This is a genomic window from Pantoea sp. X-Soil-MYKO-1785, assembly GCF_059730675.1.
This window is the reverse complement of sequence record NZ_AP036000.1, coordinates 3,906,188-3,927,278: the sequence shown is the minus strand read 5'-3', so window position 1 is coordinate 3,927,278 and position 21,091 is coordinate 3,906,188. Positions and strand designations below refer to the sequence as shown.

Genomic DNA, 21,091 nt, shown 5'->3' with positions numbered 1-21,091 from the left:
CGACCCGTATCGCCTGCCAGCCCCGGCAGCGTCACTAAATTTGATCTCACTCGCAAAATGAAATGTTTCTTCTGTAATTGTATTTTATGAAAAATATATTTGTTTATAATCGCCTCATGTTTCAATTATACCGGTCGCCTTTTCCGCTGTATGACTTCGCCTGGCGCGTTGTACCGGAGTCAGGTACCACCAGCATGTAAAGGAAGAGCATATGGGCACAATCAGACTGACCACTGCACAGGCGCTGGTTAAATTTCTTGATAATCAATACATTGATGTTGATGGCGTTGAGACAAAGTTTGTAAAAGGCATCTTCGCCATTTTCGGTCATGGCAACGTACTGGGGATGGGACAGGCGCTGGAGCAGGACAGCGGCGATCTGGTGGTGTATCAGGGTCGCAATGAGCAGGGCATGGCGCATGCTGCCACCGGCTTTGCTAAACAGTCACTGCGTCGTCAGATCATCGCCTGCAGCTCGTCAGTCGGACCCGGTGCCGCCAACATGATTACCGCGGCCGCCACCGCCACCGCGAACCGTATTCCGCTGCTGCTGTTGCCCGGCGACGTGTTCGCTACCCGCCAGCCCGATCCGGTTTTGCAGCAGATTGAGCAGAGCTACGATCTCAGCATCAGCACCAACGACGCTTTCCGGGCCGTCAGCAAATACTGGGACCGCGTCAGCCGTCCGGAACAGCTGATGTCGGCCTGCATTAATGCCCTGCGCGTACTGACCGATCCGGCCGAAACCGGCGCGGTAACGCTGTCACTGCCGCAGGATGTGCAGGGTGAAGCCTGGGATTACCCGGACTATTTCTTCCAGAAGCGGGTGCACCGACTGGATCGGCGTCTGCCGGTTGCGGCGCAGCTGGCCGATGCCCTGACGCTGATCGGTCGTAAGCGCAAACCGCTGATCGTCTGTGGCGGCGGGGTTAAATACTCTGAAGCGGGCGAGGCGCTGCGCCAGTTCGCCGAGCGTTATCAGATTCCGTTTGCCGAAACGCAGGCCGGCAAAGGCACGGTGATCTCTGACCATCCGCTTAACGTCGGCGGCGTCGGTGAAACCGGCTGTCTGGCGGCGAACCTGCTGGCAAAAGAGGCCGATTTAGTCATCGGCATTGGTACCCGTTACACCGACTTTACCACCGCCTCGAAATGGATTTTCCAGAATCCGGAGGTCAGCTTCCTCAATATCAACGTCAGCAACTTCGACAGCTACAAGCTGGATGGCGTACAGCTGCTGGCCGATGCCCGTGAAGGGCTGACCGCGCTGACCGCTGCGCTGGCGTCACAGCATTACAGTAACGACTGGGGTAGCCAGATTGAGCAGGCGCAGAGCAAACTGCTGAAAGAGACCCAGCGTGTCTATCAGGTTGAGTATCACCAACAGGACTTTGTGCCGGAGATTGCTGACCATCTCGATCGTGAAGCGGTGTTCGCCGAGTTTAACCGCCTGACTCAGTCAGTCCTGACGCAAAGCAGCGTGCTCGGCACGCTGAACGAACAGTTACCCAAAGAGGCGGTGATTGTTGCGGCGGCAGGCAGCCTGCCCGGCGATCTGCAGCGCGTCTGGCGCACCAAAGATTACAACGCCTATCACGTAGAGTACGGCTACTCCTGTATGGGTTATGAAGTTAACGCCGCGCTGGGCGCAAAACTGGCGCAGCCGCAGCGTGAAGTCTATGCGCTGGTCGGCGACGGCTCTTTCATGATGCTGCATTCCGAGCTGGTGACCTCGATTCAGGAAGGGGCGAAGATCAACGTGGTGCTGCTGGATAACATGACCAACGGCTGCATCAATAACCTGCAAATGGAACACGGGATGGACAGCTTTACCACCGAGTTCCGCTTCCGTAATCCGGAAGGCGGCAAGCTGGACGGCGGTTTCGTGCCGGTTGATTTCGCCGCCATCGCGGCAGGTTACGGCTGTAAAACCTACCGCGTCACCACGCTGGAGCAGTTAAAAGCCGCGCTGGAAGATGCCAGAACGCAGACCGTTTCCACGCTTATTGATATCAAAGTGCTGCCAAAAACCATGATCCACAAATATTTCAGCTGGTGGCACGTTGGCGTCGCGCAGGCCTCCGATTCTGAACGGGTTCAGGCGGTAGCAGACAAGCTGAAAACCCATCTGGATCAGGCGCGTAAATACTAATTTCAGGGCCGGATCCCGGCCCCTTTCCTCTTATCTCAGCACGAACCCTACACAGGTGTAATTATGACTTTGAAACTTGGCGTCATCGGTACCGGTGCAATTGGTCAGGAACATATTCGCCGCTGCAATCACGTGTTGCAGGGCGCGCAGGTAGTTGCCGTCTCGGATATCAACGTTGACGGCGCGCGCGCCGCGCTGCAGCGCCTGAACATCGAGGCGGAAGTGTTTCAGAACGGACATGACGTGATCCAGTCGCCAAACGTCGATGCGGTGCTGGTGACGTCATGGGACCCGACCCATGAAGAGTTCACCTTAGCTGCGATTGCCGCCGGCAAACCGGTGTTCTGCGAGAAGCCGCTGGCGATGAGCGCCGAAGGCTGCCGCCGGGTGGTTGACGCTGAAATTCAGGCCGGCAAACGGCTGGTGCAGGTCGGCTTTATGCGGCCTTACGATGCCGGCTATCGCGCGCTGAAAAAAGTGATTACCGACGGGGATATCGGCGAGCCGCTGATGCTGCACTGCGCGCACCGAAACCCGACGGTGCCGGAAAATTACACCACGCCCATGGCGATCACCAACACGCTGATCCACGAACTGGACGTGCTGCGCTGGCTGACCAATGACGATTATAAAACGGTGCAGGTGGTGTTCCCGCGCGTCACCTCAAAATCCCATGCCCAACTGAAAGATCCGCAGATTGTGCTGTTTGAAACCCAGAAAGGGGTGCGCATCGACGTCGAGATCTTCGTCAACTGCGCCTATGGCTATGACATCCAGTGCGAAGTGATCGGGGAAGAGGGCATTGCCCGGTTGCCTGAGCCGTCGTCGGTGCAGCTGCGTAAAGATGCCCGACTGTCGAACACCATTCTGGTTGACTGGAAAGATCGGTTTATCGAAGCGTATGACGTGGAGCTGCAGGCGTTCATCAATGACGTGAAAGCGGGCACGCTGACCGGTCCGTCTGCCTGGGATGGCTTTGCCGCCTCAGTGGCCGCCGATGCCTGTATCAAAGCGCAAAACAGCGGTGCGATTGAAACGGTAGAGATGCCGCCACGTCCTGCTTTCTACTCTTAATTCAGCACAGTCCGGCGGGATGACCGCCCCGGCTCAGGAATAAAATGATGAACAAAGACCATGTAAAACTCGCTATCGCCCCGATTGGCTGGACCAACGATGACATGCCGGATCTCGGCAGTGAGAACACCTTCCAGCAGACGGTGAGTGAGATGGCGCTGGCCGGGTTTACCGGCAGCGAAGTCGGCAGTAAATATCCGCGCGATCCGGCAATCCTGAAACCGATGCTCGACATTCGCGGCATTGAGATATGCAACGCCTGGTTCAGCACCTTTTTTGCCAACGGCGACAAAGCCAAAACCATCGACGAGTTCATTAACCACATGAACTTCCTGCATGCGATGGGCGCGCGGGTAATTGGCTGTTCAGAACAGAGCAAAAGTATTCAGGGCACCACGCTGGCGGTGTTTGAGCAGAAACCGGTGTTCAGTGATGAAGAGTGGCAGCTGACGGCAGAAGGTTACAACGAACTGGCGCGGATTGCGGCTGAGAAGGGGATGCGGGTCACGCTGCATCATCATATGGGGACCGGTATTCAGACGACTGAAGAGATAGACCGCTTTATGGCCCTGACCGACGATCAGGTTGGCCTGCTGTATGACACCGGTCACGTCTATTACTCTGAAGGCTCGCAGCAGAAGATGCTGGCGGTGCTGGAAAAATATCTGCCGCGTATCTTCCACGTTCATCTGAAAGACGTGCGTGACGAGGTGGTCGCCGAGGTACGCGACAATCATCTCTCCTTCCTGGAAGGGGTGAAAAAGGGCACCTTCACCGTGCCGGGCGATGGCGTGATCGATTTCAAACCGGTGTTCAAAATCCTCGACGATTACGGCTACAAAGGCTGGATGGTGGTGGAAGCGGAGCAGGACCCGGCGCTGGCTAACCCGTTTGAATATGCGGTGAAAGCGCGCAAATATATTCGTGAGAACGCAGGATTGTAAGCGCAGGCGGGAAACCGTGAGATAAACCGGCTTCCCCGGAGAGGGGAAGCCGCAAGCCAGCAGGGCGGTCGCCCGGCCTTATTTCAGCGCAATACTCTTCACAATGTTGTCGGCATCGCTTTGTGCCTGCTGCTGGTTGTCGCCTGGCAGAGTAATCTGCAGCGTCACCAGTTTGCCGTCAACTTTAGCCAGAATCACCGATGACCATGAGGTCTGGTTGTTGGCAGAAATCACCGTATCCAGCTGCTGTGCCGGCTGATCTTTCAGCGTGACCGCTTTGTTCGAGACCACCTGCAGTTGCGGATCGCGGTTGCGCTGCTGCTGCTCCATACGCTGTGACAGCACGTCCAGCCCATCGCTGGTCGGCTCACCGGCAATCACAATAATCGCGCGCGCACCGGTTTCATCAGCATACACGTGCATATTGGTAGTCTGCGAACCAAGCTTACCGCTCTTATCCGACATGCCCGGCGGCAGCGAGAAGCTCAGTTTGCCATCCATCAGCGTTACGGTTTGCGCCGACTGACTGGCGCTGACGCCGTTGTCATTCGCCGCGTCATCTTTCTTCTGGTCACAGGCGGCTAAGCCGAGCACCAGTAAGCCCATTCCTACATATTTCACCAGGTTGCGCATCAGAATCCCTTTTTTAAGTTTCCAGTCAGCCGTTAATACAACAGGAATCAGGTTGCAAACGCAACCTGATGATTGTCAGCAGATCTTAGCGGGTAATGGCGTAAACCGGTATGGCGGGTTAGCCGAAATTTATCTGGCTGGTGGCACGGCGCTCAGCCAGCCGTTTCAGCGCGGCATTGAGCAATACGCCGTAGGCCGGCAGGAAGAACACCATGCAGATCAGCACTTTGAAGCTGTAGTCCACCAGGGCAATCTCGACCCAGTGCTGGGCCATAAACGCATCAGGGCTTTTATAAAAGGCGATGAAGAAAAAGGCCAGCGTATCGCTGATGTTGCCGAGAAACATGGCGCAGCCCGGGGCGATCCACCATTGAGGCAGGGCGCGCAGACGGTTGAAGACGTGAACGTCGAGGATCTGACCCAGCGCGTAAGCCATAAAACTGGCACAGGCGATACGCGCGACAAACAGATTGACCTGTTCCAGTGCTGCCCAGCCCTGCCATTCGCCCTGATAAAACAGCGACGAGACACCATAGGAGATAAACAGCGCCGGGATCATCACCGCCAGAATAATGCGTCGGGCCAGCGGCGCGCCAAAGATGCGCACGGTCAGATCGGTTGCCAGGAAGATAAACGGGAAGCTGAACGCGCCCCAGGTGGTGTGGAAGCCGAAAATTGAAATCGGCAGCTGCACCAGGTAGTTACTGGAGGTGATCACCAGCAGGTGAAACAGCGATAACCAGAACAGCGCATGCATGCGCTGACGCGAAGAGAATGCGAGCATAATCAACCTTTTTAATGTTGGGGTGAGGGAACCCATTGCGGGACGCCGTTCGGGCAGCGCCTGGCAGTTTTATGAGCAAAAAGCGGCGGCATCTTACCGCGTTGTGCTATTTATGCAATGGTTAATTTTAGCGCAATCGTTATCGCCTTGCGTCATTGGCACTACGCGCTAGAATGAGCGCCCTAACCCTGAACCGAGTCCATTATGAGCGATGCTTTTTCCTCTGCCGACCATCAACTGGATGCCCGTGGCCTGCGTTGTCCGGAGCCGGTGATGATGGTGCGCAAAACCGTTCGCAGCCTGCAGGATGGCGATACGCTGTTGATCATTGCCGACGATCCGGCCACCACCCGCGATATTCCCGGCTTCTGCCGCTTTATGGAGCATCGCCTGCTGGCACAGCAGACCGATAACCTGCCGTATCAGTTCCTGATCCAGAAAGGCATGGCGGAGTAACGCTGGATGCCAATTGGCTTCGCGGCCCGTCATCTGACCGGCCGCTCGTCTTCAGCTTCGGTTGCGCAGTAATCGCAGCGCGTTGGCGGTGACCAGCGCCGTTGCGCCGGAATCCGCCAGCACCGCCAGCCACAATCCGGTCAGCCCCAGCAGGGTCGTGACCAGAAATACCGCCTTCAGCCCCAGCGCAATGGTCAGGTTCTGCCGAATGATGCGGCGCGTACGGCGCGCCAGCACAATCATCGGTGCCAGATTGCTGAGCTGATTGCGCGTCAGCGCGGCATCGGCCGCCTCCAGCGCAACGTCGGTGCCGCTGCCCATCGCGATCCCCAGCGTCGCCGCTTTCATCGCTGGCGCATCATTAATGCCATCCCCGACCATCGCCAGCGGCTGCTGCTGGCTCAGTTCTGCTATCGCCGCCACCTTATCGGCCGGCAGCAGGCTGGCACGGTACTCAATGCCCAGCTGCCGGGCGATGGCTGCCGCGGACCGCGGGTTGTCGCCGGTCAGCATCAGGCTCTCAATGCCCAGTTTTTTCAGCGCCTGTAGTGCGGCGATCGCATCGCTGCGCAGCTGATCGCGCAAGGCCAGCGCGCCCAGCGCCTCGCCATTGCGGGTCAGCACCACCACCGTTTCACCGGCCGCTTCACGCTGGGTAATCTGTTCGGTTTGCTGCACCGTCAGTCCGGTCATCTGCGCGGGCGTCAGCAACCGGATCGGCTGACCATCGACCACCGCGGTAATGCCACATCCGGCCTGAACCTGCTGATCGCGGGCGGCCGGGATGGTCAGCTTACGTGCCTCAGCGGCCGCCACAATCGCACTGGCCAGCGGATGCGTCGCGCCCTGTTCAACCGCCGCGCTGAGCGCCAGCATCTCCGCGTCGCCGGTCTCGCCAAAGCGCAGAATCCCGGTGAGCTGCGGCTTGCCAACGGTCAGAGTGCCGGTTTTATCGAACGCCATCATGCGCAGGGAACTCAGACGTTCTAAGGCCGCACCGCCTTTGATCAGCGCGCCCTGACGTGCGGCAGCAGCCAGCCCGGAGGTAATCGCCGCTGGCGTAGAGATCACCAGCGCACAGGGGCAGCCAATCAGCAGTAAGGTCAGGCCCTTGTAGATCCACGGCTGCCATTCTCCCGCGCCGAGCAGCGGAGGCACCACCATCACCAGCAGCGACAGCAGCATCACCAGCGGCGTATAGAGACGGCTGAACCGATCGATAAAGCGCTCAACCGGGGCGCGGTGGGTTTCCGCTTCTTCAATCAGCTGCAGTATCCGGTCAATCGCGCTTTCGCCCGGTTTCGAGACCACTTCCAGCGTCACCAGCCGGTCAATGCTGGTGGCACCAGCCAGTATTTTTTCGCCGCTGTTGCGTGTTACCGGCAGCGACTCGCCGGTTAACGCACTTTCATCAAAGCTGGCGAGCGGCGTAATGAGGCGGCCATCGACCGGCAGACGGCTGCCGGCTGCCACTTCAATCTGATCGCCGGGCTGCAGCGCAGCCAGTGGCACCTCGCTGCGCCGACCCTGCTCAAGTCGGATTGCCGATTCCGGCCGCAGCGCCATCAGACGGGTCACGCCACTGCGCGCCCGCGAGGCGGCATAGCTTTCGAGCTGTTCGCCAAGCTGAAACAGTACCAGCACCATCGCTGCTTCAGCGTGGGCACCGATGATCAGCGCACCCGCTGAGGCCAGCGTCATCAGGGTTTCGATAGTGAAAGGCGAGCCGCTGCGCAGCCGTTGCCAGGCGCTGCGAGCCACCGGGAACAGGCCGACCAGGGTGGTGACGACAAACAGGCGATCGCCCCACAGCGGCGCGAAATGGCTGAGCAGGCTGCTGGCGAGCACCAGCAGCGCCAGCGCAATCAGCATGCGGTTATGCTGCCAGCGTGGGCTATCGGCTGTCGTTTCGGTCTGGGTACTGAGCCGGAAGCCAGCTTTTTTGACCGCCTGCTCCACCGCCTGCCGCACGTCGCTGTCCGCATTGACCACCAGTTTTTCACTGCTGAACAGGACGCGCGCTTCGGTGACGCCCGCGACCTGCTGAACGGCGGTTTCAATGCTGCGGGCGCAGCCGGGACAATCCATCCCGCTGACCTGCCAGCTAAAAGGGAGACTGCCGACGCGTCGCCGGTCACTCTCCTCATCGGCGTCGTTGCCGGGGCTGCTGTTACTGTCGCAGCAGCAGCCTGCGCTGTCGGGCGTGACCGGAGTAGCGGCCTGAATAGAGAGCGTCAGGGGACGGGACTGAGGGAGCTGGCACAGGGGTTTGGCTGCGGCGTGGCTGGCACGCGGTTTGCCGCAGCCGCAGCCACAGGCGTTTTGTTGATGCATATGACCTCCGGAAAAGGGATGGACGAAGCTGCCCATCCCGCTATCCTACACTCTGGAGTGAACTCCAGAGTCAAGGTCAATTTTTTAAATCACCCACAGTGAACGGACGATCATAAAGTGACCGGCAAAGTAGCAGGCTGCAACGATAGCGCTGTCGGCACTGAAACGACGGCGATAGTGGCTGATAAACCAGACAATGTTAGCCAGCAGCAGCAGACCTGCACCGACCATGATTGAGAAGCTGTAATCGGTAGGGCGGAAGAAGTATTGCTCCGTAGCGATCCAGGTCATCACCAGCGTCATGCCGATAAAGGTACAGATCGGCCAGCGCAAATCTTCCAGCCTGCTCCACAGAATACCAATCAGCACCGCGCCGATAACCAGCAGCGTCAGCGGAATCGGCCAGAAAAAGGTCATGGTCATACTGGCGGCGAAGCAGAGGGTATACAGCAGATGTGAAAGGAAAAATGCGCCAATCGCATAGAGCATCTGCTGACGGGGCAACAGCGTCAGCGCATCACCGACCAGCGTGGCGATCAGGCCGGCCAGAATCAGATAGTCAGTGGTATTCAGCGTCGGAGCCTGCCAGGCCAGGCCGACCAGCAGCAGCAGCGTGACCGGTTTAAACAGCCAGCGTTGCCATTGCGGACCGCGATAGGTGGCATCAACGTAGAGCCAGCCGGAGAAAAGTACAGCGAGGAAAGACCAGAGCATTGTTTCTCCCTTTTTTAACCCAAATGGTGAAAGATCCCAAAATATCCCTTCCAGTTTAGGTTACGTCCCGACGATGTGACAATCAGGCAACTCTGGTTGTATGCTTTGCCGCGCAGTTAACGCCATCCGCACCCTTTAAGCACGAGAGAACTATGAGCAAACCACCGCTAATCTTTATTATCGTTCTGGCAATTATCGCCGTGCTGGCCACCCGTCAGTTCATCAAACAGCGCCGGGAAAGCGCGGTCAATGACGCCTCTCCGGTACGATCCCTGACGGCGCAGGTTAAAACCAAACGGGAATTTCCGGCACCCAATCGGCGCTCACGTCAGCGTGAAGTGATTGCCGGCGAAGAGATGCGTTACGAGGCGCTGTTTCACCCGCTTAACGGAGCCAGCGACATAAAAGTGCAGCTTCAGGAAGCGCAGTATCATCAGCTGGATAAAGGGGCGAGGGGTGAATTGAAAATGCAGGGGACGCGCTTTATCAGCTTTACGCCAGCGCAGTAATCAGCGGGCAGGGTGCCCGCTCTGAAGACTACTTTTTCCGCGGGAAGTGTTTTTTCTGCCAGGCGACCAGCTCAAATACGCCAAACACAAACACTTTCGCCTGGGTAAGGCGGTCGATTGGCGGGGCATCTTTGGTCTGTGTGGCACGCAGTAACACCAGCTGCAGGCCGTGCATCATGATCATGAAAAACAGCGCGACATTAATGAAGTAGGTCAGCGGCTTCGGGTAGGGATGGACTACGTTAACCAGTAAAAAACCCCACACGCACAGCATCAACAGACGCCCCAAATTAAGTAACATCCTGCGTCTCCAGTTGACGTTGATATAAACGATAAGCCACTTGTCCGGCTATTTTCTCGCGATAAAGGTTCCACTCTGGCGGCACCGGCGGCGCGCCATTTTCCACTTCACTTTCGACGTAGATCAGCGCCTCGTCTGCCAGCCAGTGGTTCTGTTCCAGCAGTTGCAGCGTTTGCTCCAGCAGGCCCTGACGAAACGGCGGATCGATAAACACCACGTCAAACGGTTGGCCCGGCTGGGCCAGAAAGCTGAGTGCATTGGTCTGAATCACCTTGCCGTTGCAGGCGTTAAGCGTCTGCAGGTTCTTCATCAGTTGCTGTGCCACCGGACGCTCCAGCTCCAGTAGCGTAGCCGATTCAGCGTAACGCGACAGCGCTTCCAGACCTAACGCGCCGCTGCCGGCGAAACAGTCGAGACAACGTGCGTCGGGCAGTACCGGCGCCAGCCAGTTAAACAGCGTTTCACGTACCCGATCGGTGGTCGGGCGCAGTCCGGCACTATCGGGCACCGGCAATTTGCGTCCGCGCCATTGTCCGCCGATGATGCGGATCTGGCCGGCACCGCCGGTACTGCGGGGGTTTTTAGTCATCTTGCTCACAACTCGTCATAATTTGTTGCGTAGTTTAACGGGCGAATCGGTGAGAAGAAACGTTAAAAAAGGGTGCTGTGGTGAGCTGGCTGGAAAGTGTTAGACTACTGAGTTGCTGAAGTCATGCAGTATTCTGCGGTTTTACGCCGGTCTGGCGTTAGCCAATTTTAATTGATTCACCCCTGGAAACGACGTGCGACCGGGACAAAGCCATCGAGGAGTGTAGTCACACAATGGCAAAAGAGAAAAAACGTGGCTTTTTTTCCTGGCTGGGATTTGGCAAAGAAGAAGAGAAGCAACCCTCTGCGGAGGAGCAGGCGCAGCAGGCGGCTGAGTCTGCTCAGCAGCAGTCAGAGCAGCAAGCCGCAACCTTAACCCAGGCTGAAGCGCAAGCGGAAGAGACTGTCGCCATCACCGAAACGGTGGCCGGACAGCAGCGTGATGCGGATGTGACGGCCGCTGCGCCGCACGAAGCCGCGCCGCAAGCCCTGGCGGAGCCGGAGCCGATTCAGGCTGACCCGGAAGCCTTACTGGAAACGGAGATCGCGCCGGAGGCTGACGTTGCCCCGGTCGTCGAGGCTGACGCCGTTATCACGCCGGCGGCTGATGCTGAACTGCATCAGGCCGACGCGCCACTGAGCGACGAAGAGCTGGACGCGCTGGCGCTGGGCAAGGCGGAGATCATCGAAACGCCAGCGGCCGACGCGCCACTGAGCGACGAAGAGCTGGACGCGCTGGCGCTGGGCGAGGCGGAGATCATCGAAACGCCAGCGGCCGACGCGCCACTGAGCGACGAAGAGCTGGAAGCCCTGGCGCTGGGCGATGCGGAAATCATCGAAACGCCATCGGCCGACGCGCCGCTGAGCGATGAAGAGCTGGAAGCACTGGCGGAAAGCGAAGAAGCCGATGGCGTGCCGGATACCGTCAGCGATCTGCCGTTAGCCGCGGCGCCAATCATCACGCAGGAGCAGGAACGTCCCAGCAAGGAGGGCTTCTTTGCTCGTCTGAAGCGCAGCCTGGTGAAAACCCGTCAGAACCTTGGTTCCGGTTTTGTCAGTCTGTTCCGTGGCAAAAAGATTGATGATGACCTGTTTGATGAGCTGGAAGAGCAGTTACTGATTGCCGACGTCGGCGTCGATACGACCCGCCGCATCATTACCCATCTGACGCAGCAGGCGAACCGTAAGCAGCTGCGTGACGCAGAAGCGCTCTACGGCTTGCTGAAAGCCGAAATGGCCTCGATTCTGGCCAAAGTCGATGCGCCGCTGGATGTCTCCGGCAAAACGCCGTTTGTCATCCTGATGGTTGGCGTCAACGGGGTGGGGAAAACCACCACCATCGGTAAACTGGCGCGGCAGTATCAGGCCGAGGGCAAATCGGTGATGCTGGCTGCCGGTGACACCTTCCGTGCCGCTGCGGTCGAGCAGCTGCAGGTCTGGGGTCAGCGCAACAATATTCCGGTAATTGCCCAGCATACCGGTGCGGATTCCGCGTCGGTCATCTTCGACGCGATTCAGGCGGCCAAATCACGCGGTGTGGATGTGCTGATCGCGGATACCGCCGGTCGTCTGCAGAACAAATCGCACCTGATGGAAGAGCTGAAGAAAATTACCCGCGTCATGAAGAAGCTGGACGAAGATGCGCCGCATGAAGTGATGCTGACGCTTGACGCCAGCACCGGGCAGAACGCGGTCAGCCAGGCCAGACTGTTCGATGAAGCGGTGGGTTTAACCGGCATCGCGCTGACCAAGCTGGATGGCACCGCCAAGGGCGGCGTGATCTTCTCGATCGCCGATCAGTTCGGCATTCCGATTCGCTATATCGGTGTCGGGGAAGGCATCGAGGATTTACGACCGTTTAAGGCGGACGATTTTATTGAGGCACTGTTTGCCCGAGAGGACTAATTAGGATGATTCGCTTTGAAGAGGTCAGTAAGGCATATCTCGGCGGACGTCAGGCACTGCAGGGGGTGGATTTCCATCTGCGTCCCGGCGAAATGGCGTTCCTGACCGGCCACTCCGGTGCCGGTAAAAGTACGTTGCTGAAGCTGATTTGTGGCATTGAGCGTCCGAGTGCCGGACAAATCTGGTTTAGCGGCCACGATATTTCCCGCTTGCGTAACAGTGAGGTGCCTTTCCTGCGCCGTCAGATCGGCATGATCTTTCAGGATCACCACCTGCTGATGGATCGTTCGGTGTATGACAACGTGGCGATCCCGCTGATTATCTCCGGTGCCAGCGGCGAAGATATCCGTCGTCGCGTCTCGGCAGCGCTGGATAAAGTCGGCCTGCTCGACAAAGCGAAAAGTTACCCGATTCAGCTGTCAGGCGGTGAACAGCAGCGTGTCGGTATCGCCCGTGCGGTGGTAAACAAACCGGCGGTGCTGCTGGCGGATGAACCGACCGGTAACCTTGATGAAGCGCTGTCGGAAGATATTCTGCGGCTGTTCGAAGAGTTCAACCGGGTTGGCGTCACGGTATTAATGGCGACGCACGACAACGGCTTAATCGCCCGTCGTAACTACCGCGTCATGACGCTGAATCAGGGACGCCTGCACGGAGGCCACGATGGTCAATAAACGCAATAAACGCCCGACGGCGCAGAAAGCGAAGCAGTCGCCGTCGAAAAGCAAAGCGCTGAAAGGCGGCTGGCAGGAGCAGTGGCGCTATGCGCTGCGCGGTACCCTGTCTGACATGTGGCGTCAGCCGCTGGCGACGCTGCTGACGGTGATGGTAATCGCCATTTCGCTGACCCTGCCAAGCGTCTGCTATATGGTGTGGAAAAACGTCAGTCAGGCGGCGACGCAGTGGTATCCGGCACCGCAGCTGACGGTCTATCTCGACAAAGCGCTGGATGACACTGCTGCGGAAAACGTGGTGGCGCAGCTCAAACAGGTTGATGGCGTGGATAACGTCAATTACCTGACGCGGGAAGAGGCGCTCAACGAGTTCCGCAACTGGTCAGGCTTTGGCGGTGCAATGGATATGCTGGAGCAGAATCCGCTGCCTGCGGTGGCGATTATCACGCCGAAGCTTAATTTCCAGAACTCTGACACCATGCAGAGCCTGCGCGATAGGGTCACCAAAGTGCAGGGCGTGGATGAAGTGCGGATGGACGACAGCTGGTTCGCACGGCTGGCGGCGCTGACCGGACTGGTAGGGCAGATTGCTTCAATGATCGGCGTGCTGATGATTGTGGCGGTGTTCCTGGTGATCGGTAACAGCGTACGGCTCAGCATTTTTGCCCGCCGCGATACCATCAACGTACAAAAGCTGATTGGCGCGACCGATGGCTTTATCCTGCGGCCGTTCCTGTATGGCGGCGCGTTGCTGGGCTTCAGCGGCGCGGTACTGTCGCTGGTACTGTCAGAAGTGTTGGTGCTGCGGTTACAGTCGGTGGTGGCCCACGTGGCGACCGTATTCGGCACTACCTTCTCACTGGAAGGGTTCTCCTGGGATGAGGCGCTGTTGTTATTACTGATTGCCGCTATCATCGGCTGGGTGGCCGCCTGGCTGGCGACGGTACAACATTTACGCCGATTTACGCCCCAGTAAACGCCTGCAACATTTTTTTGTTATAATAGTCCTCTGCTACCGAAGATAGGATGCAGAGGACGCATTACCCGCTTCCCTTCCTGTCATCTGTGTGTAAAATATTCACTGCTATAATTGTTGTTGTGGATAACTTTGTTGTCCCGGTAGCACAGATTGCTTTCGGATTTCGCGCGACGTTGACATACTGTATCGTCTGCGCAAGGAAATGTGCGGCAATTCCACTGAATTTGTGAGGGTTTGAATGACCAAAGAAATGCAAACTTTAGCTATTGCTCCTCTTGGTAACCTGGAGTCTTACGTCCGGGCTGCCAATACTTGGCCGATGCTCTCGGCAGAAGAGGAAAAAGCGTTGGCTGAACGGCTGCATTACCAGGGCGATCTGGATGCGGCAAAGACGCTGATCCTGTCTCACCTACGCTTTGTAGTTCATATCGCTCGTAACTACTCCGGCTACGGCTTGCCGCAGGCTGACCTGATTCAGGAAGGTAACATCGGCCTGATGAAAGCAGTGCGTCGCTTCAACCCTGAAGTGGGCGTGCGCCTGGTCTCATTTGCCGTGCACTGGATTAAAGCCGAGATTCATGAATACGTGCTGCGTAACTGGCGTATCGTGAAAGTCGCGACCACTAAAGCACAGCGTAAGCTGTTCTTTAACCTGCGCAAAACCAAGCAGCGTCTGGGCTGGTTCAACCAGGATGAAGTCGAGATGGTGGCGCGCGAGCTGGGCGTGAGCAGTAAAGACGTGCGTGAAATGGAATCACGTATGGCAGCGCAGGATATGACTTTTGATATGTCGGCCGACGATGAGAGCGGCGAAGGCAAATCAATGGCACCGGTGCTCTATCTGCAGGATAAAACCTCTGACTTTGCCGACGGCATCGAAGAGGATAACTGGGATGCCCACGCCGCAGACAAGCTGAGCTATGCGATGGAAGGTCTGGATGAGCGTAGTCAGCATATCATCCGCGCCCGCTGGCTGGATGAAGACAACAAAACCACGCTGCAGGAGTTAGCCGATCAATACGGCGTCTCGGCGGAACGTGTCCGCCAGCTGGAAAAGAACGCCATGAAAAAACTGCGCATGGCGATCGAAGCGTAATACCCTAAGGTAACCTTCAGGGGCGACATCATGATGTCGCCCTTTTTGTTTTCTGCGTCCGCCTAACCGACCGCTAATACCCAGCCATCCGCCTGCGCCCTGAAACCACACGCCTGCATAAACGCCGCCCGCACCTGCTGATCGTCGCTGCCATCATCTGCCATCCACCAGTCCGCTAATGAGCCGTTCTGCCTGATGGTCTCTTCCAGCAAGTATTGTCCGACTCCCCGTCGACGAGTGACATCGCGCACCGCCAGCCGATGAATCTTGCCGTGAATGCCTGAAATCTCCAGCTGCAACGCACCCAGCAGACGATCGTTGAAGCGCGCCGCGTAAATGCGATGCCGTTCATTCAGGCTCTGTTCCAGACTATCAATCTCCAGATCCGGCCAGATTTTTGCCAGATCAATGCGGTCCTGCGGCGTCAGCGCGGTTAAACGCTGGATGGTGAGCTTCATGACAAACACCTGTACTTGTAAAAGGGGAAAGTGTAGCGAAAGTATACAACCAGAGCGCTGACACATTTTCATCAATAAAACAGGTCAAAAGATGGCCTGGCTGCCAGGATGATAGTTGTAAACAGGCCCCGGATGCGATCAATCCAGCATAACCCGCTGGCAAAGTGGTGAAAAACCGGCCGTTGCATCCAGTGTATTATGCTGTTGCACTCAGGCAATTCTGAATATGTCAGTTGATTTACAGAAGAAACTTCCTGTTTAATAACCTGAAAAATAAAGCCTTATTACTAATAAATGCCAGAAAAGTGCGCTAACTCATTATTGCTTAATCAGTTTTTGATCTTTATCTGGCAGTTTGCACTCACACATACACGACATAACACATGGGGTAGTCCGGATGAAAATGAAAGGTCGCGCATTACTGGCGGGATGCGTAGCACTGGCGATGAGCCATGCAGCGCTGGCTGAAGATATTAAAGTGGCGATTGTTGGGGCGATGTCTGGCCCGGTTGCGCAGTATGGCGACATGCAGTTTGCCGGAGCGACTCAGGCGATTGAAGATATTAATGCCAAAGGCGGCGTCAACGGCAACAAACTGGTTGCGGTGAAATATGACGATGCCTGCGACCCGAAACAGGCGGTGGCGGTAGCCAACAAAGTGATCAACGACGGCATCCGCTATGTTATCGGCCATCTCTGCTCCTCATCGACCCAGCCGGCGTCCGACATCTATGAAGATGAAGGCGTGCTGATGATTACCCCTGCCGCCACCGCACCGGATCTCACCGCCCGCGGTTATAAACTGATTATGCGCACCACCGGTCTCGACTCCGATCAGGGCCCGACTGCAGCCAAATATGCCATGACCGAACTGAAGCCGCAGCGGATCGCCGTGGTTCACGACAAGCAGCAGTATGGCGAAGGCCTGGCGCGTTCAGTGCAGGATAGCCTGAAAAAGCAGGGCGCCAACATCGTGATGTTTGAAGGTATCACCGCAGGCGATAAAGATTTCTCCACCCTGGTGGCGCGCTTTAAGAAAGAGAACGTCGATTTCGTCTACTTCGGCGGTTATTACCCGGAGATGGGCCAGATTGTTCGCCAGGCGCGTGCTGCCGGTCTGAAAACCCAGTTCATGGGGCCGGAAGGGGTCGGTAACGCCTCGCTGTCCAACATCGCCGGTGCCGCCTCTGAAGGCATGCTGGTGACCTTACCGAAACGCTACGATCAGGTTGAGACCAACAAACCGATCGTTGATGCGCTGAAAGCGAAGAAACTCGATCCAACCGGTCCGTTCGTCTGGACCACCTATGCTGCCCTGCAATCGCTGGCGGCCGGGATGGAGCGCAGCAAGAGCGCAGAGCCGGAAGATATCGTGAAAAACCTGAAGGAAGGCGCTGCGGTGCCAACCGTGATGGGCAACCTGAGCTGGGATCAGAAAGGCGATCTGAAAGGCTTTGAGTTCGGTGTCTTCAAATGGCATGCCGACGGTACCTCGACCGCTGTGAAGTAAATCAGGCTGTTTACTGGCGGGTCAGGTAGCGGGTAACCGTTGCCTGCTCCCCTGCAACACTAACGCCTGGTCTGTGCTGCCAGGCGTTTTTTGTACTCCGTTCGGTCACGAGCGGATAAGTAAGGGTTAAGGTATGTCCGAGCAGTTCCTCTATTTTATCCAGCAGATGTTCAACGGTGTTACCCTCGGCAGCACCTATGCGCTGATCGCCATCGGTTACACCATGGTTTACGGCATCATCGGCATGATCAACTTCGCCCACGGCGAGGTTTACATGATCGGTAGCTACGTCTCCTTTATCGTGATTGCCGCCCTGATGATGATGGGCATCGACACCAGCTGGCTGATGATTGCCGCCGGGTTTGTGATGGCGGTAATTATCTCCAGCGCCTACGGCTGGAGCATTGAACGCGTCGCCTACCGGCCGGTGCGCTCCTCTAAGCGCCTGATTGCGCTGATCTCCGCCATCGGGATGTCGATATTCCTGCAAAACTACGTCAGCCTGACCCAGGGATCGCGCGACCTGGCGCTGCCGAGCCTGATTACCGGTCAGTGGACCGTCGGCGAGAGCAACGGCTTTGCCGCCACCATCTCCACCATGCAAATTGTGATCTGGGTGGTGACGTTCCTGGCGATGCTGGCGCTGACCACCTTTATTCGCTATTCGCGTATGGGCCGCGCCTGTCGCGCCTGTGCCGAAGATCTGAAAATGGCCAGCCTGCTGGGCATCAATACCGATCGCGTCATCTCACTGACCTTTGTCATCGGTGCCGCCATGGCGGCGGTCGCGGGCGTGTTGCTGGGCCAGTTTTACGGATCGATCAACCCGTTCATCGGCTTTATGGCCGGCATGAAGGCGTTCACCGCTGCGGTACTGGGCGGCATTGGCAGTATTCCGGGCGCGATGATTGGTGGCCTGGTGCTGGGAATCGCCGAAGCGCTGACTTCCGCCTATCTGAGCACCGAGTATAAAGATGTGGTCTCCTTTGCCTTACTGATTGTGGTACTGCTGGTGATGCCGACCGGGATTCTGGGCCGTCCGGAGGTGGAAAAAGTATGAAGTCTTCCTTACTCAACGCCCTGATTTCGTCGCTGATGCTGCTGCTGCTCGCCAGCTTCTTTATGGGGCTGCGCCTGAATCTGGACGGCACTAACCTGGTGGTGCAAAACGCCGGCAGCGTGCGCTGGAACTGTATTGCGGTCGCCTGTGTGGTGGTATTTCTGTTCCAGCTGCTGCGGCCGGTCTGGCAGAGCGGCCTGAAGAAAATCTCGGGTCCGGCGCTGGTGTTGCCAGGCATTGATGGCTCAACGCCGAAGCAAAAACTGGTGATGGCGGTAATGATCGTGGCGGCGCTCGCCTGGCCCTTCCTGGTGTCGCGCGGCACGGTCGATATTGCCACCATGACGCTGATCTACGTGATGCTCGGTCTCGGGCTGAACGTGGTGGTCGGCCTGTCGGGCTTACTGGTTTTAGGTTACGGCGGCTTCTATGCCATCGGCGCCTATACCTTCGCCTTGCTGAATCACTATTACGGGCTGGGCTTTTGGCAATGCCTGCCGCTCTCGGGCATGGTGGCCGCGCTGTTTGGTCTGCTGCTGGGTTTCCCGGTCTTGCGGTTGCGCGGCGACTATCTGGCAATTGTGACGCTGGGCTTTGGTGAGATCGTGCGTATTCTGCTGCTCAACAATACCGCCCTGACCGGTGGTCCGAACGGCATCAGCCAGATCCCGAAACCGACCTTCTTTGGTCTGGAATTTGGCCGGACGCCGCGTGAAGGCGGCTGGGATACCTTCCACCATTTCTTTGGCCTGAAATACGATCCCAGTGACCGGATTATCTTCCTCTATCTGGTGGCATTGCTGCTGGTGGTGCTGACGCTGTTTGTGATTAACCGTCTGTTGCGGATGCCGCTGGGCCGCGCCTGGGAAGCATTGCGTGAGGATGAAATCGCCTGCCGTTCGCTTGGCCTCAGCCCGACCCGGATTAAACTGACTGCCTTCACCATCAGCGCCGCCTTCGCCGGCTTTGCCGGCAGCCTGTTCGCCGCGCGCCAGGGCTTTGTCAGCCCGGAATCCTTTACCTTTGTCGAATCGGCTTTTGTGCTGGCGATTGTGGTACTCGGCGGCATGGGCTCGCAGTTTGCGGTGATACTGGCCGCCATTCTGCTGGTGGTGTCGCGCGAGCTGATGCGTGATCTCAATGAGTACAGCATGCTGGTGCTGGGAGGCTTAATGGTGCTGATGATGATCTGGCGTCCGCAGGGACTGTTGCCGATGAAGCGTCCGCATCTGAAGCTGAGACAAGGTAAACAAGGAGAACAGGCATGAGTCAGCCTTTATTAGCCGTTGAAGGCCTGATGATGCGCTTCGGCGGCCTGTTAGCGGTTAACAACGTGGCGCTGGCGCTGCATCCGCAGGAAATCGTCTCGCTAATCGGGCCGAACGGTGCCGGTAAAACCACGGTGTTTAACTGCCTGACCGGCTTCTACAAGCCGACCGGCGGCAGCATTAAACTGCGTGAGCAGCATCTGGAAGGATTGCCCGGCCAGAAGATTGCGCGGATGGGGATTGTGCGCACCTTCCAGCACGTGCGGCTGTTTCGTGAAATGACGGTGATTGAAAACCTGCTGGTGGCGCAACATCAACATCTGAAGAGCGGGCTGTTTGCCGGCCTGCTCAAAACACCGGCGTTTCGTCGCAGTGAAAGCGAGGCGCTCGATCGCGCAGCCAACTGGCTGGAGCGGGTCGGTCTGCTGGATCTGGCTAACCGTCAGGCCGGTAACCTGGCTTATGGTCAGCAGCGTCGTCTGGAGATTGCGCGCTGCATGGTGACCCGCCCGGAAATCCTGATGCTGGATGAACCGGCGGCCGGTCTTAACCCCAAAGAGACGCACGAGCTTGATGAGCTGATCGCCGAACTGCGTGGCGAGCACAAAGTTTCCGTGCTGCTGATAGAACATGATATGAAGCTGGTGATGGGTATTTCCGATCGCATTTACGTGGTCAATCAGGGAACGCCGTTGGCTAACGGCACGCCGGAAGAGATCCGCAATAATCCGGACGTGATCCGTGCCTATTTAGGAGAGGCGTAAGATGGCAAATGCGATGTTAACCATTGATAACGTGAGCGCTCACTATGGCAAAATCCAGGCGTTGCATAACGTCAGCCTTTACATTAATCAGGGCGAGATCGTCACGCTGATTGGGGCCAACGGTGCCGGAAAAACCACGCTGCTGGGTACGCTGTGTGGCGAACCGCGAGCCAGCCACGGCACCATCACCTTTGACGGTAAAACCATTACCGACTGGCAAACGGCACGTATCATGCGTGAAGCTATCGCCATCGTGCCGGAAGGCCGGCGGGTGTTTTCGCGTATGACGGTGGAAGAGAATCTGGCGATGGGCGGCTTTTTTGCCAGCCGCCCGCAATATCTGGAGCGGATTAAGCGCGTTTATCAACTGTTCCCGCGGCTGGAGGAGCGCAAAATCCAGCGTGCCGGCACCATGTCCGGCGGTGAGCAGCAGATGCTGGCGATTGGCCGTGCGCTGATGAGCCAGCCCCGCCTGCTGTTGCTGGATGAACCGTCGCTGGGTCTGGCACCGATTATTATTCAGCAGATCTTCGACACCATCGAACAGCTGCGCAGCGAAGGAATGACCATCTTCCTGGTGGAGCAGAACGCCAACCAGGCGCTGAAGCTGGCTGATCGTGGCTACGTGCTGGAAAACGGCCACGTAGTGCTGGAGGATAGCGGGGCCGCGCTGCTTTCCAATGAAGCCGTCCGAAGCGCATACCTCGGAGCTTAATATTCAGAGGCTTGGCTTGCTGGTCAGGTTGTGGTTGGGCAGTGCTCGTAATCCTCACATACTAAATGTACGCTCCGGTTACTGCGCGCTTTGGTGCATCGGCCTGGCTTACTGGTCAGGTTGTGGTTGGGCAGTGCTCGTAATCCTCACGTATGTATATACGCTCCGGTTAC

The 21,091-nt window shown here is 57.4% G+C and carries 21 protein-coding genes; 14 read left to right on the top strand and 7 right to left on the bottom strand.

The genetic code is table 11. The features are described from left to right. Window positions 1-211: 211 nt before the first annotated feature. The 3 genes from iolD (at window position 212) to iolE (ending at window position 4,170) form a co-directional block, all read left to right on the top strand. Window positions 212-2,152: a 3D-(3,5/4)-trihydroxycyclohexane-1,2-dione acylhydrolase (decyclizing) gene (gene iolD, locus AC6I8D_RS18670; RefSeq protein WP_312054262.1), complete on the top strand. Its 1,941-nt coding sequence runs from the start codon at window positions 212-214 to the stop codon at window positions 2,150-2,152. Window positions 2,153-2,215: 63 nt separating this feature from the next. Further along, a complete protein-coding gene (iolG, locus tag AC6I8D_RS18665; protein ID WP_497820570.1) occupies window positions 2,216-3,226 on the top strand; it encodes a bifunctional inositol 2-dehydrogenase/D-chiro-inositol 1-dehydrogenase in 1,011 nt (336 codons plus the stop codon). A gap of 47 nt (window positions 3,227-3,273) precedes the next feature. Next, window positions 3,274-4,170, top strand: a complete 897-nt coding sequence (gene iolE, locus AC6I8D_RS18660; protein ID WP_312054426.1) for a myo-inosose-2 dehydratase — start codon at window positions 3,274-3,276, stop codon at window positions 4,168-4,170. 78 nt (window positions 4,171-4,248) lie between these two features. On the opposite strand, the gene AC6I8D_RS18655 is transcribed toward iolE, so the two are convergent. Continuing rightward, the gene (locus AC6I8D_RS18655) at window positions 4,249-4,803 is read right to left on the bottom strand and encodes a DcrB family lipoprotein (RefSeq protein ID WP_031375244.1); all 555 of its coding nucleotides are present in this window, start codon (window positions 4,801-4,803) and stop codon (window positions 4,249-4,251) included. A 118-nt stretch (window positions 4,804-4,921) separates the two neighbouring features. Continuing rightward, a complete protein-coding gene (locus AC6I8D_RS18650; protein ID WP_312054265.1) occupies window positions 4,922-5,587 on the bottom strand; it encodes a 7-cyano-7-deazaguanine/7-aminomethyl-7-deazaguanine transporter in 666 nt (221 codons plus the stop codon). 204 nt (window positions 5,588-5,791) lie between these two features. On the opposite strand from AC6I8D_RS18650, the gene tusA reads away from it, so the two are divergent. Then, a complete protein-coding gene (tusA, locus tag AC6I8D_RS18645) occupies window positions 5,792-6,043 on the top strand; it encodes a sulfurtransferase TusA (RefSeq protein ID WP_031375242.1) in 252 nt (83 codons plus the stop codon). A gap of 51 nt (window positions 6,044-6,094) precedes the next feature. Here tusA and AC6I8D_RS18640 read toward each other — a convergent pair whose 3' ends face one another. Continuing rightward, the gene (locus AC6I8D_RS18640) at window positions 6,095-8,377 is read right to left on the bottom strand and encodes a zinc/cadmium/mercury/lead-transporting ATPase (RefSeq protein ID WP_312758840.1); all 2,283 of its coding nucleotides are present in this window, start codon (window positions 8,375-8,377) and stop codon (window positions 6,095-6,097) included. 84 nt (window positions 8,378-8,461) lie between these two features. After that, window positions 8,462-9,091: a lysoplasmalogenase gene (locus tag AC6I8D_RS18635; RefSeq protein WP_312054267.1), complete on the bottom strand. Its 630-nt coding sequence runs from the start codon at window positions 9,089-9,091 to the stop codon at window positions 8,462-8,464. Window positions 9,092-9,243: 152 nt separating this feature from the next. Here AC6I8D_RS18635 and AC6I8D_RS18630 point away from each other — a divergent pair, with 152 nt between their 5' ends. After that, window positions 9,244-9,600, top strand: coding sequence for a DUF2500 domain-containing protein (locus tag AC6I8D_RS18630; protein WP_312054268.1), 357 nt, complete (start codon window positions 9,244-9,246; stop codon window positions 9,598-9,600). Between the two features lie 28 nt (window positions 9,601-9,628). On the opposite strand, the gene AC6I8D_RS18625 is transcribed toward AC6I8D_RS18630, so the two are convergent. Together AC6I8D_RS18625 and rsmD are read right to left on the bottom strand one after the other, a co-directional pair. Further along, window positions 9,629-9,901, bottom strand: coding sequence for a DUF1145 family protein (locus AC6I8D_RS18625; protein ID WP_312054269.1), 273 nt, complete (start codon window positions 9,899-9,901; stop codon window positions 9,629-9,631). Then, complete coding sequence (gene rsmD / locus AC6I8D_RS18620; protein ID WP_312054270.1) at window positions 9,891-10,490, bottom strand: 16S rRNA (guanine(966)-N(2))-methyltransferase; 600 nt, start codon at window positions 10,488-10,490, stop codon at window positions 9,891-9,893. The genes AC6I8D_RS18625 and rsmD overlap by 11 nt, the downstream gene beginning before the upstream one ends. Before the next feature lie 233 nt (window positions 10,491-10,723). Between rsmD and ftsY the strand changes: the two genes are divergently transcribed. The 4 genes from ftsY to rpoH all read left to right on the top strand — a co-directional run bounded on the left by ftsY (window position 10,724) and on the right by rpoH (window position 15,143). Then, window positions 10,724-12,394: a signal recognition particle-docking protein FtsY gene (ftsY, locus tag AC6I8D_RS18615; protein WP_497820569.1), complete on the top strand. Its 1,671-nt coding sequence runs from the start codon at window positions 10,724-10,726 to the stop codon at window positions 12,392-12,394. Between the two features lie 5 nt (window positions 12,395-12,399). After that, a complete protein-coding gene (ftsE, locus tag AC6I8D_RS18610; RefSeq protein WP_031376707.1) occupies window positions 12,400-13,068 on the top strand; it encodes a cell division ATP-binding protein FtsE in 669 nt (222 codons plus the stop codon). After that, the gene (ftsX, locus tag AC6I8D_RS18605; RefSeq protein ID WP_312054273.1) at window positions 13,058-14,044 is read left to right on the top strand and encodes a permease-like cell division protein FtsX; all 987 of its coding nucleotides are present in this window, start codon (window positions 13,058-13,060) and stop codon (window positions 14,042-14,044) included. Before ftsE ends, ftsX begins: the two co-directional genes overlap by 11 nt. A 241-nt stretch (window positions 14,045-14,285) precedes the next feature. Next, window positions 14,286-15,143 (top strand): RNA polymerase sigma factor RpoH, encoded by an 858-nt coding sequence (rpoH, locus tag AC6I8D_RS18600; protein ID WP_031376708.1) that lies wholly within the window; start codon window positions 14,286-14,288, stop codon window positions 15,141-15,143. Between the two features lie 62 nt (window positions 15,144-15,205). Here the strand turns inward: rpoH and panM are convergent, their stop codons facing one another. Continuing rightward, complete coding sequence (gene panM, locus AC6I8D_RS18595) at window positions 15,206-15,601, bottom strand: aspartate 1-decarboxylase autocleavage activator PanM (protein ID WP_312054275.1); 396 nt, start codon at window positions 15,599-15,601, stop codon at window positions 15,206-15,208. A 397-nt stretch (window positions 15,602-15,998) separates the two neighbouring features. Between panM and AC6I8D_RS18590 the strand changes: the two genes are divergently transcribed. The 5 genes from AC6I8D_RS18590 (at window position 15,999) to livF (ending at window position 20,918) form a co-directional block, all read left to right on the top strand. Beyond that, window positions 15,999-17,111: a branched-chain amino acid ABC transporter substrate-binding protein gene (locus tag AC6I8D_RS18590; RefSeq protein WP_089561860.1), complete on the top strand. Its 1,113-nt coding sequence runs from the start codon at window positions 15,999-16,001 to the stop codon at window positions 17,109-17,111. Window positions 17,112-17,244: 133 nt separating this feature from the next. Beyond that, on the top strand, window positions 17,245-18,171 hold the full coding sequence (gene livH / locus AC6I8D_RS18585) for a high-affinity branched-chain amino acid ABC transporter permease LivH (RefSeq protein ID WP_312054279.1): 927 nt from the start codon (window positions 17,245-17,247) through the stop codon (window positions 18,169-18,171). Beyond that, window positions 18,168-19,439, top strand: a complete 1,272-nt coding sequence (locus AC6I8D_RS18580) for a high-affinity branched-chain amino acid ABC transporter permease LivM (RefSeq protein ID WP_497820568.1) — start codon at window positions 18,168-18,170, stop codon at window positions 19,437-19,439. Before livH ends, AC6I8D_RS18580 begins: the two co-directional genes overlap by 4 nt. Beyond that, window positions 19,436-20,203 carry a high-affinity branched-chain amino acid ABC transporter ATP-binding protein LivG gene (gene livG, locus AC6I8D_RS18575; protein WP_312054282.1) on the top strand — a complete coding sequence of 256 codons (768 nt, stop codon included), beginning with the start codon at window positions 19,436-19,438 and terminating at the stop codon, window positions 20,201-20,203. The genes AC6I8D_RS18580 and livG overlap by 4 nt, the downstream gene beginning before the upstream one ends. A gap of 1 nt (window position 20,204) precedes the next feature. Further along, window positions 20,205-20,918 carry a high-affinity branched-chain amino acid ABC transporter ATP-binding protein LivF gene (livF, locus tag AC6I8D_RS18570; protein WP_312054284.1) on the top strand — a complete coding sequence of 238 codons (714 nt, stop codon included), beginning with the start codon at window positions 20,205-20,207 and terminating at the stop codon, window positions 20,916-20,918. Window positions 20,919-21,091: the final 173 nt, after the last annotated feature.